At 47.2% G+C, this 14,861-nt stretch carries 12 protein-coding genes and 1 tRNA gene; all 13 read right to left on the bottom strand.

Translation table 11 applies throughout. The features are described from left to right. Positions 1-22 precede the first annotated feature (22 nt). The 13 genes from AAAT93_RS09465 to AAAT93_RS09405 all read right to left on the bottom strand — a co-directional run bounded on the left by AAAT93_RS09465 (position 23) and on the right by AAAT93_RS09405 (position 14,820). Positions 23-1,297, bottom strand: a complete 1,275-nt coding sequence (locus AAAT93_RS09465) for an ABC transporter permease (RefSeq protein ID WP_227573156.1) — start codon at positions 1,295-1,297, stop codon at positions 23-25. 1 nt (position 1,298) lies between these two features. Then, the gene (locus AAAT93_RS09460) at positions 1,299-2,246 is read right to left on the bottom strand and encodes an ABC transporter ATP-binding protein (protein WP_227573155.1); all 948 of its coding nucleotides are present in this window, start codon (positions 2,244-2,246) and stop codon (positions 1,299-1,301) included. A 263-nt stretch (positions 2,247-2,509) separates the two neighbouring features. Further along, positions 2,510-4,282: a Na/Pi cotransporter family protein gene (locus AAAT93_RS09455; protein WP_118545459.1), complete on the bottom strand. Its 1,773-nt coding sequence runs from the start codon at positions 4,280-4,282 to the stop codon at positions 2,510-2,512. A 66-nt stretch (positions 4,283-4,348) separates the two neighbouring features. Further along, positions 4,349-6,706: a sensor histidine kinase gene (locus AAAT93_RS09450; RefSeq protein ID WP_227573154.1), complete on the bottom strand. Its 2,358-nt coding sequence runs from the start codon at positions 6,704-6,706 to the stop codon at positions 4,349-4,351. 4 nt (positions 6,707-6,710) lie between these two features. After that, positions 6,711-7,409 (bottom strand): response regulator transcription factor, encoded by a 699-nt coding sequence (locus AAAT93_RS09445; RefSeq protein WP_118374365.1) that lies wholly within the window; start codon positions 7,407-7,409, stop codon positions 6,711-6,713. A 127-nt stretch (positions 7,410-7,536) separates the two neighbouring features. After that, positions 7,537-8,382, bottom strand: a complete 846-nt coding sequence (locus tag AAAT93_RS09440; RefSeq protein ID WP_227573153.1) for a nitrilase-related carbon-nitrogen hydrolase — start codon at positions 8,380-8,382, stop codon at positions 7,537-7,539. A 21-nt stretch (positions 8,383-8,403) separates the two neighbouring features. After that, positions 8,404-9,327, bottom strand: a complete 924-nt coding sequence (locus AAAT93_RS09435; RefSeq protein WP_118545451.1) for an alpha/beta hydrolase — start codon at positions 9,325-9,327, stop codon at positions 8,404-8,406. Between the two features lie 25 nt (positions 9,328-9,352). After that, entirely contained in the window at positions 9,353-10,015 is a 663-nt protein-coding gene (locus tag AAAT93_RS09430) for a DUF6320 domain-containing protein (protein WP_117780031.1), read from the bottom strand. Next, positions 10,008-11,405: a hypothetical protein gene (locus AAAT93_RS09425; RefSeq protein ID WP_227573152.1), complete on the bottom strand. Its 1,398-nt coding sequence runs from the start codon at positions 11,403-11,405 to the stop codon at positions 10,008-10,010. Before AAAT93_RS09425 ends, AAAT93_RS09430 begins: the two co-directional genes overlap by 8 nt. A gap of 148 nt (positions 11,406-11,553) precedes the next feature. Next, a tRNA-Thr gene (locus AAAT93_RS09420) sits at positions 11,554-11,626 on the bottom strand. A 58-nt stretch (positions 11,627-11,684) separates the two neighbouring features. After that, a complete protein-coding gene (locus AAAT93_RS09415) occupies positions 11,685-13,370 on the bottom strand; it encodes an ATP-binding protein (RefSeq protein WP_227573151.1) in 1,686 nt (561 codons plus the stop codon). Positions 13,371-13,372: 2 nt separating this feature from the next. After that, entirely contained in the window at positions 13,373-14,440 is a 1,068-nt protein-coding gene (locus AAAT93_RS09410) for a metallophosphoesterase family protein (protein WP_117780029.1), read from the bottom strand. Next, entirely contained in the window at positions 14,437-14,820 is a 384-nt protein-coding gene (locus AAAT93_RS09405) for a DUF3783 domain-containing protein (protein ID WP_181985556.1), read from the bottom strand. Before AAAT93_RS09405 ends, AAAT93_RS09410 begins: the two co-directional genes overlap by 4 nt. Between the last annotated feature and the right edge of the window lie 41 nt (positions 14,821-14,861).

Genomic DNA, 14,861 nt, shown 5'->3' with positions numbered 1-14,861 from the left:
TCTGAATTCTTTTCTGAATTCGTTATGAATCCTTCTTACGCAGGTTTTTGATTGCTGTTGTAAGCTTGATCGGATTTCCGTAACGCAATGTCGAACTCCGGAAGATCTTACCGCCGATCACACCCATAAGTGCAACGGAAATATACAGAATTACCGCAGATACGATGATCTCCCATGTCTGTACATGTCCCATCGCCACACGTGCAAACATGGCGCTGTAAGAGCTAAACGGCAGGAAGGAACAGACTTTCATCGGTACGCCATCCACCTTGTCAAGCTGAAGCAGCACAACAAAATATACGATCATGATAATCATCTGTGCTGATCCGGCAGACTTGTTCAAGTCCTCAATCTTCGATACCAGAGCACCAAGCGCACCGTACAGAAACGCATAGAACAGGAATCCGCCAATTCCAAATATGGCAAATACAACCAATACATTGGCTGGGATATCCAGGAACATGCCAAGGTCAATGCCCCAGAAATCTTTATTGTACTGGTACGAACCAAGCAGACAGACAGCAATGATTCCGACCTGAAATACCGTTGCCACGGCACCTGCAAATACCTTGCCGAACAACAGCGCCGTTGAATCGGTACTGGTAACCAGAATCTCGATGGAACGGTTGCTCTTCTCATTTGTAACAGAGGACGCAATACTCATGCCATACATGATGATGAGCATAAATATCAGGATTACCAGCACATAGCAGTACCAGAAATTCTGTGTGCTATCCTTGCCAAGCACATACTCGTCATGGGTAATCTCCTTATAGGATGCCTCCATGAATTCATTCAGATCCAGATCATGCTTCTCACAGTAATCCAGTTTGACAAGCATCCCCAGATAGCTGTCAAAGACGGCCGCATCGGAATTATCCATGCTCTTGTTATATACATAATAATCGTAGTCTGACAGCGAATGAACCGCAAATCCGGCGGCTGCTTCTTCCTCTTCAACCGCTTTTTTCAAAGTATCCTCACTGTCAAAGCTGACCAGATTTATTCCTGTTTCCATAGACCCCCATACCGAGCCATCCACGTCAATGATCAAAATTCCATCCGGATCGTAGACCCCATATGTATGCTCTGCATCCGCCTCTGCGGAAGAATCCTCCTTTGAAGCGCTGTCCTGAACGGTAGAATCCTTCTTATCTCCCGTAATTGCATCCTTGACACGCGGAACAAACATGATGCCCGCTGCCAAAACAGCAATCAGGATTGTAGATATCACGTATGACTTGCTCTTAAAATAGTTGTCCAGCTCAAACTTTAATATCGTGAAAAACTGTTTCATGTTATACCGCCTCCTTTGCTGCTTCCGCATCCGGTTCTTCATCCCCGACACAAGAGATAAAGATATCATTCAAGGATGGCTCATAGGCTCCAAACTGGTGAATTTCAACACCTGTCTGTTTACAAATATCAAGGATCTGCCACATATCAGCCTGGGTTTTCATTTCAAGCACCACGTACTTTTTAGTCACACGCTCAACAACTGCATAAGAAGACAGCTTCTCCCTGCAGATATCAGCCAGTTCCTGCGGGCTGTAATTATCCGCCGATATCGTCTTTCTGCCACGTCCGTACGTATCCTTGATATCATCAAGATGTCCGGCTAATACGACGTCGCCATGATTGATAATCGCGATATCCTCGCAGAATTCTTCCACATAGCTCATCTGATGGCTGGAGAAAATAACGATGCGGCCTTCACGGATCAATTCCCGGATGACGTCCTTTAACACCTGTGCATTGACCGGATCTAACCCGGAAAACGGCTCGTCTAATATTACCAGTTGTGGCTCACCGACCAGAGTTGCCGCAAGCTGTACCTTCTGCTGGTTTCCTTTTGATAATGTCTCTAATTTCCGGTCAATATATTCGGATACATGAAGACGATCCAGCCATTTTACAGTGCTCTCATTCGCCTGTTTCTTATTCATGCCACGGAGCATAGCAAGATACACCATCTGGTCACGTACTTTCTTCTTCGGGTAAAGCCCCCGTTCCTCCGGCAGATATCCAACCTGGCTTGCCGTCGGGTGAAATATTTCTCCATCGAGCATAATCTCACCGGAATTCGCATGGAATACATCCATGATAATCCGGATCGTCGTCGTCTTGCCTGCGCCATTTCGACCAAGCAGCCCGAGTGCCCGTCCGCTCTCCACCGCGAAGCTGACCCCATGCAGGATTTCTTTTTCCCCGAAGCTTTTTCTTATATCTTTTAATTCGAGCTTCATAACCTCTTCCTTCTTTCCTGTCTACCGATTTTGATTTTGTTATTCCCGCTTACCGCGTATTATACAAATCCAAAAATCTGTATAAAAATAACATGTCCCCAATATAGCAGAATTAATTGTCGTTTACAACTATCTGCCCCTGCATTTCATCTGTCCGCCAGATAAAATACAGGTCTATTGAAAACATGTTATGATCCGTCACCATGTATCCGCATGATGACCTGCATGCACATCCGTGCATATCTTTCTATTATTATCAACTGTTATGGCAGTGCATACTTCTGTTCATATGCGCGGTACTGTTCGTCGTACCACTTCGCATCCTGCTCTTTCACTTCTTTGCGATGCTCATGTGCATCGAGTTCATCATCCTCCACCTGGATTACGCAGGTAGCAATATTCGAGCAGTGATCGGAGATACGCTCGTAAGTATCCGAGATATCTGACAGACTAAGTCCAAGCTCAATCGTACATTTGCCTTTGCGGAGACGCTTGACATGACGTTTCTTGAGTTCTTTGTTCATATCGTCCATCAATTCTTCCAAAGGCTGTACAAGCGCTGCCTTATAACGGTCATTTTGCTCAAATGCATCGACTGTCATTGTCAGGATATCTTTCAATGCCTTGCTGTAGACAGCAAGCTCATCCATCGCCTTCTTCGAGAAAATCAGTTCTTTCTTATGCATCTGTTCCACTGCCAACAGTATATTCACCGCCAGATCCGAGATACGCTCAATATCTCCCAGCGAATGAAGCATCAGTGACAGGCGGTGTCCATCTTCCTTCGAAAGATCTTTCGTGGAGAGCCGGAGCAGATATGTGCCAAGCTGATCCTCGTATTTGTCGACGGTATCTTCTTCCTTGCGGATCCGTTCCGCTATTTCCTCGTCGTATGCGGTAAGCAATCCGACTGCACGTCCAACAGATTTCATGGAGAGCTCTGCCATCTCAGAAGCTACCTTCCGACACTGCATGATTGCGAAACCAGGTCTCTCTAAGAATACAGGATCCAAAAGCTGCAGTACCTTGTCATGCTTGCTAAGCTCATCCTCTTCCTCGTCGTCATCCTTGATGGTCTTGACAGCAAGAAACTCCAGGAATCCGGAAAGCGGAAGCAGCACAATCGTTGCGGCAATATTAAAGATCGAATGGATCGTTGCAATTCCTACCTCATTTGCCGCCTGCGGCAGGAATGCATAATGTACAAATGCATTGGAGATATAAAATACTAACATGAATACAACCGTTCCGATTACATTAAAGTAAAAATGAACCGCTGCCGCGCGTTTTGCATCCTTACTTGCTCCCACACTTGAGATCATCGCAGTCGTACAGCTGCCGATATTCTGTCCCATAATGATAGGGAGAGCAAGTGCATAGGAGACAGCGCCCGTGGAACAAAGTGCCTGCAAAATACCTACGGACACAGAGGAAGACTGCATGATTGTCGTCAATACAAAACCTGCAATAACTCCGAGAAGCGGATTCTCAAACTTCGTCAGAATCTGTGTGAACTGCGGAACATCCTTAAGCGGTTCCACTGCCGAACTCATTGCGGTCATACCATACATCAGAATCGCAAAACCAAGTAAGATCGTTCCGATGTTATGTTTCTTCTCACTCTTGCAAAATACAACTAAAATCGCTCCAATCACAGCCAGAATCGGCGTAAAAGAGGTCGGCTTCAGCATCTGAAGGAAGAAGCTTCCTCCGTCAATACCGGACAGTGACAGCAGCCACGAGGTTGCCGTTGTACCGATATTCGCGCCCATGATAATACCGACTGCCTGATTGAGCTTCATGATACCGGAGTTAACAAAACCAACGACCATAACCGTCGTCGCTCCGGATGACTGGATGACTGCCGTTACACCTGCGCCAAGCAACACAGCAGACCACTTATTGGAGGTAAGGCGTTCGAGAACCTTTTCCAGCTTACCACCTGACATCTTCGCTAATGCGTCTCCCATTATATGCATACCGTACAGAAACAATGCGAGACCACCAACCATGGATAGAACGTCAAAAATATCCATCTTTTTCTCCTATTCTCTTTATTGACATTTTATAAGCCGGTCTGCTGGATTTTACCCAAAATTCACCTAATTTTTACAGTTTCCGGTCTTTAACAATAATACAACCTTGAAGAGGTCTCCGTCAATCATTATTTCCACTTTGCCGTTCTGTAATTCCATCAGGCTCTGCGCAATGGATAGTCCGAGTCCATTGCCCTCTGTATTTCTTGAACGGTCGCCACGGACAAACCGTTCCTTTAATTCATCGCCAGAGATGTTGAGTGGTTCCTTCGAAATGTTCTTGAAGGTCACTGTAATCTCTCCCGGTTCTGCCTCGTCAATATCGATGTATACCCGGCTGTTTGGCTGGGCGTACTTGATGATATTTCCGATCAGATTGTCGAACACGCGCCACAGATGTCTGCCATCTGCCATGACATGGCAGTCTGCCTGCGCACCATATTTCTTCGTCAGATAATTCGTCACTACCGGCTGCAGCTTACATGCCGCAAGCCGCTCTTCGAATTCTCCGAGCGCCTGTTCTAAAAGCATTTCCACGTCGGTCGGTTCCATATGCACTTCCAGATTACCCGTAGACGCCTTGCTCGCTTCGATCAGATCCTCGATCAGCTTCTTGAGCCTTGCAGACTGTCGCTGCAGCACCCCCAGATATTCTGCTTCCTTGTCACTTAAATCGCCCTCCTTGGAGAGGATATCCACGTAATTGATAATAGACGTAAGCGGTGTCTTGATATCATGGGAAACGTTCGTGATAAGCTCCGTCTTCATCCGCTCGCTCTTCATCCGTTCTGCCACTGCCACGCGCACGCTGTCCTGAATACAGTTTAATGTCTCGCCATGTGCCGCAAATTCCGGCAGCATATGTGTCGTGTCGATCTTATAATCGGTCTCGCCGTCCGCAATCTTCTTCGCACCATCCTTCAGCCGATACATCTGCACGATCACGCGGATCAGGAATACCGCAAGCAAAGCCGCACATACCAGATCCAGCATGATTGCCAGTCCGGCAGAACCACTTGCAGCCACGAGGATCAACCGGAGCAGTGCGATTCCTGCCAATCCGCCAATCCATTTCCAATAGAGGTTAAAATGTCTTCCAAGGAAACGGAATAAATCCCGAAGCTTGCCAAACGCCCACTTTACAACCCGCACAAGCAGTTTACAAAGCCGCCAGATCAATGTGTTTGCAAACATTGCCCAGCCGGAAGCCTTCATTCTGGTTGATGTCGTCATCAGAAGCGGTGGGAAAAGCAATGCCACGACAGCCAGATAGATTGCTGCTAAAAACAGCTCATCAATCCCGGAATATACATAATAATTAATTACATTGACTCCCGTTGCAAAAACCGCGAAGAATACATACAAAAACAGATCATACGGTATCCGGTCGAACGCATTGCAGGTAATCTGTTCCTGCGCTTTTCTGTGTCCGGATGCAGTGATCAAAAATCCGCCCATAACCAGAATCAAAATGATCGAAGCAGCAAGCGTATAGGGTGCCGCCTTTACAACCGGCTTACAATACCGCAGCACGATCGACTCTGCATAGATATCACGTGCAGTCAGGTCGGATCTGACATAGGCATACAGCGTGTAAGAAACCGGTGTATACATATCAATGCCCTGCGTCAGGCTGCCGTCATAATCCAGCGTCAGGCTCTCATTGTATATCTGCACATCACCGGCTTTCTTCGTCGCACGTGCAACTGCCTTCTGATAAGCGGAATTGTTCGAGAGATAATAAATAAAATTTGTGTTGTCAAGCTGAATATACGGATCCGCATTGCCTTCGTCATCTACGGCACTGTCAACCACGGTCATATCCGCAAAGGAAATATTGCTCCAATCCCAGTACACGTCACGGATTGACATAGGAACTTCCCCGGATGTTGCAAATACAGTTTCGTCCGCTTCATAGCTGCTGTAATCCTCATCATATTCGTCCGGTACATAATTGTTCTTCCAGAAATCAATGATATCCTCCAGAGAAAGCTTACAGGTGATCGTCGTCTGTCCGGTATAGGTCATTATCCGCCTGGATCTTACGTCATGATACTGATACTCTTCTGCCTTGTAATTCGACAAGGTTGGATACTTCTTTGCATCATCCGGTACGACCTCGAAGTAGAAATTGCTGTTTTTCTCATTGAAATAATCCTTATAATACCGTATCGTATGATTCTCCTGCGTATCATCCTGACTTTCCACATATGCCTTGTAGTATTCGTCCACCTGATACGAGGAATTATCCACGAGATTTCCCATATAGCCATCGTAAATCGCCTCCGCCTGCATCTGGCTGGAACCGCCGTAGGAAATCGCCGCAACTACCACACAGCTGGAAACCGCTGCCATAAAAAGCGATACAGAAAGCAGGATTGCAGCAACCACCTTTGCCACTGCACTTTTCTTTAATTTGTCCATTTTATCATTCCTTCCCAAACATATACCCTTGTCCCCAGACTACCTTGATGTAGCGCGGTTCCGAAGGGTCTGCCTCGATTTTCTCACGCAAGTGGCGAATATGTACCGCAACAGTGCCCTCCTGTCCGAATGGTGCATCCTCCCAGACGGCACGATAAATATCCTTCGGTGCATACACCGTATTCGGATGTTCCATCAGGAATTTTAAGATTGCATATTCCGTCTTAGTCAGGTTCACAGGTTCTCCATCAATCGTAACCTTCTTCGCCCTGTCATCCAGACAAACCCCGCCGATCTCGAGCGCATCTGTCTCCTGCTTCTTCGGGACATTTCCGCCAAGCATCATGTAACGGCGCAGCTGTGCCTTTACTCTTGCGATCATAACAACCGGGTTAAATGGTTTGGTAATATAGTCGTCCGCACCGACGGAAAGTCCAAGGATCTTATCTGTATCCTCACTTTTCGCTGTGAGCAGGATGACCGGAACATTGGAAGTCTTACGGATTTCGTTCATCGCTGTGATACCGTCCATCACCGGCATCATGATATCCATCAGCACAAGCTGCACATCCTCGGTTTTCAGCTTCTCACAGGCTTCCTGTCCGTTGTACGCTTTCGTCACCTGGTACCCTTCTGCAGACAGGTAAATACCAAGTGCCTCCACGATATCCTTCTCATCATCACAGACTAAAATGTTATACATATTGTTCTCCTCTTCCCAATCGGTAATCTCCGACCATACAGGTATCCCTGTTGTTATGATACCTGTATTATCGCAAAATGAATTTTAAGATACTAGATTTCATATATTTAAGATTTTATTAAGAACGTTAAATTTCTTTTCGATCCTGCAATACCGGAAATGCCTTTCGGATCTTTGCCACATCGTTTTGTATGTCATATACGAGCAGTTTTTCTTCCTTACAAAGTGCATCCGTAAGTCGGATTTCCTTTGTCGGCACAAGCAGGCTGCCATCAGGTGCATATAAACCAGAATCGCCAGAATAATACTGTCCGTCCATATCGCCGCAGCAGTTCACACCTACTACATAACACTGATTCTCGATTGCGCGTGCGGCAAGAAGTGCTTTCCAATGTGATACACGTGATTCGGGCCAGTTCGCAGGCACGATAAAAAACTCAGTCTTCGGCACCATCGCCCGGAACTGTTCTGGGAAACGCAGATCATAGCAGATGCCAAGTCCCGCCCGAAACTCTCCAAGTGTTCCAGTACAAAGCGTCGTTCCTCCTTGGAAATGCTCATGTTCCTCGCCATAGGAAAATGGATGGATCTTTGCAAAATCCATTGCAACGCCGCCATCCGGCGTTACGATCGAATAATGGTTTTCACAGAGTGGTTCTGTCTTTTTCACCCAGCCGATACCAATTGTCGTGTGGTGCCGATCTGCAAGTGTTTTTATCTGTTCAATCGTCCAGCCGGTTGTTGGTTGGTTCGTCATGTCCGGAGTGCTATCCGTTTGCGCACGCGACTGTATCTCAGCATCCGGTTGACAAATTTCTGCCGTCACATCGGTATGCATCGAGAATCCCGTCAGGCTCATCTCCGGGAACAATACGATCTCCGCGTCCGCGGCTATCACAAATTCCTCTGCCCGGACGAGATTCGCCTGTTTGTCTTCCCATAGGATATTCGTTTGTGCCAGTGCAATCCGCATACGCTCTCTACCTCCACACGCTTACCACTGTCCCATCACTTTATGCATAAATGTGCCCACCTCTTCCCAGGCGCGCTTTGACTCCGGTATCACTGTGCCGCTCATCTGAAACACATGAAACATTCCTTCATATACTGTGAATCGTACCGGAACGCCTTGTTCTTTTGCCTTCTTCGCAACCGATGCCGCATCATCATACAGCATCTCGTGTGTCCCGACCTGAATCAGCATCGGCGGAAATCCGGTAAAGTTTCCGTACATGGGTGAAATCAAAGGGTTCTTCGCATCATTTTCCCCGATATAAGGGCTGTGCAACAGCATCTCTCCACCGCCATCTGCACCAAAGACCGGATCGATCTCCCGGTTCTTCGTGTACGATTCTCCCGTGATCGCCAGATCCGTCCACGGCGACATCGCAACTAATCCCGCCGGCATCGGCTCGCCATTTGTGCGCAGTTCCATACAGAGTGCCATCGCCAGACCGCCGCCCGCCGAATCGCCGACTACGATGATTCGATCGGATTCATAGCCTTTATCGCGCAGCCATTTATATGCGGCAACCGCATCTTCTAATGCCGCCGGAAATGGGTACTCCGGTGCCAGCCGGTAATCCACAGAAAGCACTGCCGCTCCACTGCTGATCTCGGCGTAAAGCCCTGCCATCTTCCGGTACTGTCCCTGCAACCCGGACATGTAACCACCACCATGAAGCTGTAGGATCACGTATGGATTCTCCGAGCCGTTCCATGTCAGATATTCCATCTTGAACAGTCCCATGTCGATATGTTCTACGGAAAGGTGCTCCGGGTATTCAAATTCTGTGTTCTGAATAGATTTTTCCTTTTTTCTCTGCCATGCCTGCTTTAAAACCGGGTTCTGGTTGACCATGGCTACGATATCACGCATCAGTTCTGCGCGGTGACTTGTCTTGTCGTTCTCCTTCATACATACCTCTCTTTTGATAATGATACTACACACGGAAGCGGCGGTTTAGTTCGAGCGTAGTGCTTCGCCCGCCAATCACGAAAATTCCGAAGAGCTGGACGAGTACGGTAAATACTGCAACCAGTGTCAGAAGCTTCCATGTGACAACTTCCAGGCTGACTAACAGCAGCTCAACGGCTGCGATCAGTGTCAGTTCGAGCTGCGGCATAATATAACTTCGCCAGTCGCGGCGTCGCACCATCATGAATACGAAGATTGTAATATTCGTCGCAATCACGACAACCGGAATTCCGATATTGACGGACCAGCCTGCATAGCCAAGAGAAAAATCGACTGCAAGCACAAGTGCCGCACTGATTACTCCCTGAAATATGATTTTCTGCTGTTCATCTGCAAGTGGCTGTGCGGTAAACGTAAATGTAAAGTACAGATACGCTATTCCTGCAAGACTTACCAGTGACCAGCGAACACCATGATAGGTCATATAATTTACGATGCCAAGCACGACCACACCGACAACCACGCAGAACGTCACGATGCGGATTGCGAGACGCATCCGCTGCTGCTTCGGGAGCATGTCCGGATAGACCGGCTGCACATGCTCTGTCTCCGACAGCGCGCCCTTGCAAAGTGGGCAGATCAGGCTGTCATCCTTCACTTTTATATTACAGCGATTACATTTACTCATAATACACTCCATTCGTCTCTACCGAGACATCAATTCCATCTTCTGCAAGCTTGCGGAAGAATACCTTCTGCACATCGACTTCCCGCACTGCCGAGCTGAATGTGAACACCAGCGTATCCTTATACGACACAACCGCTGCCTTCAGGTTCTGATTCTTCGACATGGACAAGGTTGCATACAGCGACTCCACATACGCGTCGTACGGGCTTGCAAGCTTCACCAGACCAAGGTTCGTCACACAGCCGGAGTTCGCCTTTGCAGACATCTGATAGATAATCTTCATCGCAATATTCTTGATAAAGAGCGGCGTTGCACGCAATGCCTTGTTCTTCTCGTTTGACACATTGTATGCCATGATCTCTTCTAGGTGTTCCTTCGTGATCTGGCTTTTCAGGCTCTCTGCCACCTGTGCCAGCACTTCTTCAAATGTATAATCTTCCCGCTCCGCCCGGAACATTGCCGACACGACCGCGAAGAAATTCTTCGTTGTCGCAGACCCATAATATGGCCGCAGATTTACCGGCACGCATACCGCAAGCGGACGCCGGTGCGGGATACTGTGCATATAGCCCTTATATACCGACCATGCAAATACACCGAGCAGATACTGATTGACAGTCACGCCATACTGCTTCGCCACGCGCTTGACATCCGGCAGATGCAGATAGCCGTGCATGATTCCGAAATATTCCCGCGGGAACATTTCCCCACGGATCACAAGTGCCTTCTCCGTCTTATAGCTCTTCTTCGCCGGACGCTTATAATGCTTCAGATAGCTGTCCTCCCGGTCGACAGTCGTCTCTTCATGCAATTCCATCCGGTCGCCCTTGCCGATCTCCGGATGCACCAGACGCAGATACTGGTACACGAGTTCTTTTAAGAACATCAGCGCACCATTGCCATCGGTCAATGCATGAAAGACTTCTAAGCTGATTCTTCGTTCATAATATAACACCCGGAACAGATACTCCCGGTTTAACAGCGGATTGATATACTGGCAAGGTCCCATGTCCTCCTGCATCACACGCGGCGCCGGGTTCGGATTATCCTCGAAATAATACCAGAATACACCAGTCTTCATACGCACATGCATGACGTCAAAATACGGAAGCACCATGTCGAGCGCCTGCTGCAATTTCTCCGGCTGGATCTCCTCGGTCAGTGTTGCCGCGATCCGGTAGACATTGCTTGATTTGCGGCTGGCAATCACCGGGAAGAGATTCGCGGTATTATCCAGCTTGTCAAATCGCGCTTCACGGATTCGTTTTGGCTGTCTCTTTACAGATTTCATCTTCGAATCCGTCGGTTTCACTTCCGGCTTTGTGTCCGATTTTTTCTGCGTATTCTGCGCTGTTTTTTTATTTGTCGTTTTCTGTCTTTTCTTACTCATTTTATTCAGTCCCAACTTCATCATGTACCTGCATGCGTCATTTTGTATCCATATCCTGCATAAATCTATACAATTTCATACATTCCCGCTCGCAGAACTTACACTAAGAAAAAAGCGGGCTGACATATCGTCAACCCGCATATCTCCAAGCTACTGATCGGATTCGAACCGACGACCTATTCATTACGAGTGAATCGCTCTACCAACTGAGCCACAGTAGCATGACAACCATCTTTCTATTCGCATAGAAATCCCAGCTGCATGTGATACTCTACCACACTAACTCAGATTTGTCAAAGCATAAGTTGACTTTGTATCCTTTATTTTTGACACCAACTGTTTATCATCCGTCAGAATCAAAATCTGCTCGGATGGAATCTCCTCTATACTCGCAAAAAATCCCTGCATCTGCGTATTGTTCATCTGCGGCAAGCCGTCGATCACAACTGGCATATGCTCTTTGCATAACCGTGTTGCAATTCCTACCCTCACTGCCATCCGCACCAATGGTAAATCCGTCGCATCAATCTGTGTAATATCCGTAAATGCGCCATTTTTCTTAATCACCAGTCGAAGCTTTTCATCAATCTTCGCGTCCTCATACAATCCACCTGTCACGCGCTGCATAATATCCGTCATGTGATCATTGATAATATAATTCCACTCTTCTACATAGCTTCTGGAAAGCTCCTGAATCGTATTGATAGCAAGCGTCGTCGCATAAATCTCTCGTTCAATTGCCTGTTTTCTGCCTTCGCACACACGGATTTCATCCTCCAGCTGTGCTTTCTGCTTCTTTCGCTCCAGAATCTCTGCCTCCGTTGCCCGCAGATCTTCCTTGAGATCCATATATTTCCGCGCGAAACTCATGTCGATCTCGACATCCTCATACGCCTCATTTTTACGTTCCAGTTCATAGACAATCTTCTTGAATTCTTCCTCCGAAGGTGCCTGATTTTCTCCATCCAGCGCGCCTTTTCTGTGCAAGCCGTCCACGATCGTCATAACTACAAACAATGCTGTACACACAACAAAGAGCTGCCGCACACCATCATCAAATGGAAGGATATATACAAGTGCGGCAATTACACCAATGACTAGCAATCCCGTCAAGGCAATCATCCACCAACGATCTGTCAGCTTCTTCGGTGCCTTATAATCCTTCAGCAAATCGGCATCCAGAAACACACTGTTTTCCTGCAAGGAATCCAGATGCTCGTTTAACTCATCGTCTTCCTCATACTTCGTGCCTTTTTCTGTATCAATTAACCGTCTGGCTTCGCGTTTCCGCTTCGCCGTCTCGATTGCAAACTCCTCATCATTGTCCGCAATCTTCTTACGGACTTCCTTCAGCGCTTCTTCGTCACCATCGTATTGTTTCAGTTCTTCTTTCAGCTCTGCAATCTGCTGCTCCGTCTCCGTCACATCCAGTGCATTTTTCTGGTCGCGCAGGATTGCCAGCGCCCGTCTTTTATCCAGATTGGAAGAACCGGTGGTTGCCAGATTGGTAACAAATGTATTGAGTTCTTCTGCTTCATTTTCTGTATCTTTTTGCTGACGAATATAGAGTGCATCACTATATGTCTTTTTGTCTACACCTGTCAGCGACTCATACAAGCTGTTCTTGTGCTTGAGCTTGCCAACACGACCATTCTTCACATTTAAGACCTGTGTCGTCATATTGTGCTTGCGGAAGCTGCGCTCCACCAGATACTCGTCTCCATCCTTTATCACATATGCCTTTCCAGAAAAGCCGTGTCCATCCATCGGCTTATGATGCGCCAGATCATCGTCCTCCGTCTCTGGAAATGTACCGATACCGTACAGCGTTGCATATTCAAAATCCGCGACCGTACTCTTACCCGCATTTCGCGTGCCATACACAACATTCACACCCGGCTTCAAATTGATCTCGTGGTTATGAAATTTTCCAAAATCTTTTAATAATAATTTACTGAAATACATCGTTATTTCTCTCCTGCTCCAAGCAGGGCTTCCATACAATAATGCAATGCCTTATCCCGAATCGCCTTATCGCCGCCTTTTTTATCGTCTGTCAGTTCGTCTATCAGTCTGCCAAGCAGATTGTCATGATTCGACACGTGCAGCTCGTCCATGTCGTAGTCGCATTCTGTCTTATCGATCACTTCGTTGATGCAATAGCGGCGTGTCAGTTCGCTTAAGTTGATCTCCATATTCTGAGCGGCACGTCCACGCAGCAAAATCCGGTAAATGTTATCCGCCCCCAGCTCCTGCATCTTTCCTTCTACAAGATTGCAGATATCTCCATTTGTATAGGTCGAATTGATATCCATCGCCATATTCACATATTTTCTGCATGCAAATGGCACAAATGTGATCGTCGTCTCACCTGAAGTTGACACCTCGCCTAAAATATAGCCGTGCTTTCCAGTCTCTGTATAAGAAAGCGGCTCCAGGGTTCCGGCAAATGCCATATGATTTTTCAATATATGTGCCGGCTTGTGCATATGTCCAAGTGCCACATACTGAAATCCAAGCTTTGCCACATGTTCCTTGGAAAATGGCATATGCTCCATGTCTCCGCCATGTCCAAGCAGAATATTGTATGCATCCGGCTTACCCGGTCGCATGCGTTCCAGAATCCGTCCAGTGTACGTCGCATGTCCATAGCTGTATCCGCTGACACAGACATTCAGATCCTCAAAATACACGCTTGCCGCCTGATCCCGTGGCATCACGATCGTATTACTCTCAAATGTATATGTCTCCCATGCGGAACCCGGATCAATATAGTCCTGATCGCCAGCAATAATTACCGTCTTTGTATTTGGAATCTTCCGAAGCTGGAAATCCAGTTCCTTCAAATCCTGTTCCGTCGGCTTTGTGTAAAACAGATTTCCCGCAATCAAAAGCAATTCAATTTTCTGTTCTTCGCATACCTCAATCACACGGTGAAAGGTACTGTAAATCTCCTTTGCCCGCACATCACTCCAGATTCTTCCGCGGTCTGGCTGCGCACCCAGATTGACGTCTGCTATATGTATGAATTTCATAGCGTTACCTTGCCTCCATGCAGGCTCTCATGTTCCTGCACCAGTTCCTGATATAAATCCAACACATTCCAGTGAATGTTATGTTCTGTCACAACTGCCCGATAATCGATCTGCGGCATGCCATCTTCTTTACATGCCGCAAGAAAACGATTCAACAACCCATCCGAAAACTCTGAAAATAATATCATCGGATCAGGCAGATCTTTTCCTTCGTACCAATCCCCGTTCTGTTCAAATCCCGGCAATCCGGCATGACAGCCGATTGGCTGTAAAAAGCGCTTGCGCGCAATCTTCTTGCAGGAATATCCAAGACGCATGCCAAGTGCTTCTAATTGTCTGTGCTGTTCCGCTGGAACACTGTATAAAAGTATCGTTGGCATCGCATCCGCCTCCATTCCCACATTACATACTTCTGATTATT

This window comes from Coprococcus hominis (ex Arizal et al. 2022) (assembly GCF_040094675.1).
Classification (GTDB): domain Bacteria; phylum Bacillota; class Clostridia; order Lachnospirales; family Lachnospiraceae; genus Coprococcus_C; species Coprococcus_C hominis.
This window is presented reverse-complemented; position numbering and strand designations above follow the sequence as displayed.

Bases quoted from the DNA above. Each gene is read 5' to 3' on its own strand.
- AAAT93_RS09405 (WP_181985556.1), bottom strand. From the start codon at position 14,820: ATGCCAACGATACTTTTATACAGTGTTCCAGCGGAACAGCACAGACAA.
- AAAT93_RS09435 (WP_118545451.1), bottom strand. From the start codon at position 9,327: ATGAAGGAGAACGACAAGACAAGTCACCGCGCAGAACTGATGCGTGAT.
- AAAT93_RS09415 (WP_227573151.1), bottom strand. From the start codon at position 13,370: ATGTATTTCAGTAAATTATTATTAAAAGATTTTGGAAAATTTCATAAC.
- AAAT93_RS09445 (WP_118374365.1), bottom strand. From the start codon at position 7,409: ATGTATAACATTTTAGTCTGTGATGATGAGAAGGATATCGTGGAGGCA.
- AAAT93_RS09455 (WP_118545459.1), bottom strand. From the start codon at position 4,282: ATGGATATTTTTGACGTTCTATCCATGGTTGGTGGTCTCGCATTGTTT.
- AAAT93_RS09465 (WP_227573156.1), bottom strand. From the start codon at position 1,297: ATGAAACAGTTTTTCACGATATTAAAGTTTGAGCTGGACAACTATTTT.
- AAAT93_RS09440 (WP_227573153.1), bottom strand. From the start codon at position 8,382: ATGCGGATTGCACTGGCACAAACGAATATCCTATGGGAAGACAAACAG.
- AAAT93_RS09430 (WP_117780031.1), bottom strand. From the start codon at position 10,015: ATGAGTAAATGTAATCGCTGTAATATAAAAGTGAAGGATGACAGCCTG.
- AAAT93_RS09425 (WP_227573152.1), bottom strand. From the start codon at position 11,405: ATGAGTAAGAAAAGACAGAAAACGACAAATAAAAAAACAGCGCAGAAT.
- AAAT93_RS09450 (WP_227573154.1), bottom strand. From the start codon at position 6,706: ATGGACAAATTAAAGAAAAGTGCAGTGGCAAAGGTGGTTGCTGCAATC.
- AAAT93_RS09460 (WP_227573155.1), bottom strand. From the start codon at position 2,246: ATGAAGCTCGAATTAAAAGATATAAGAAAAAGCTTCGGGGAAAAAGAA.
- AAAT93_RS09410 (WP_117780029.1), bottom strand. From the start codon at position 14,440: ATGAAATTCATACATATAGCAGACGTCAATCTGGGTGCGCAGCCAGAC.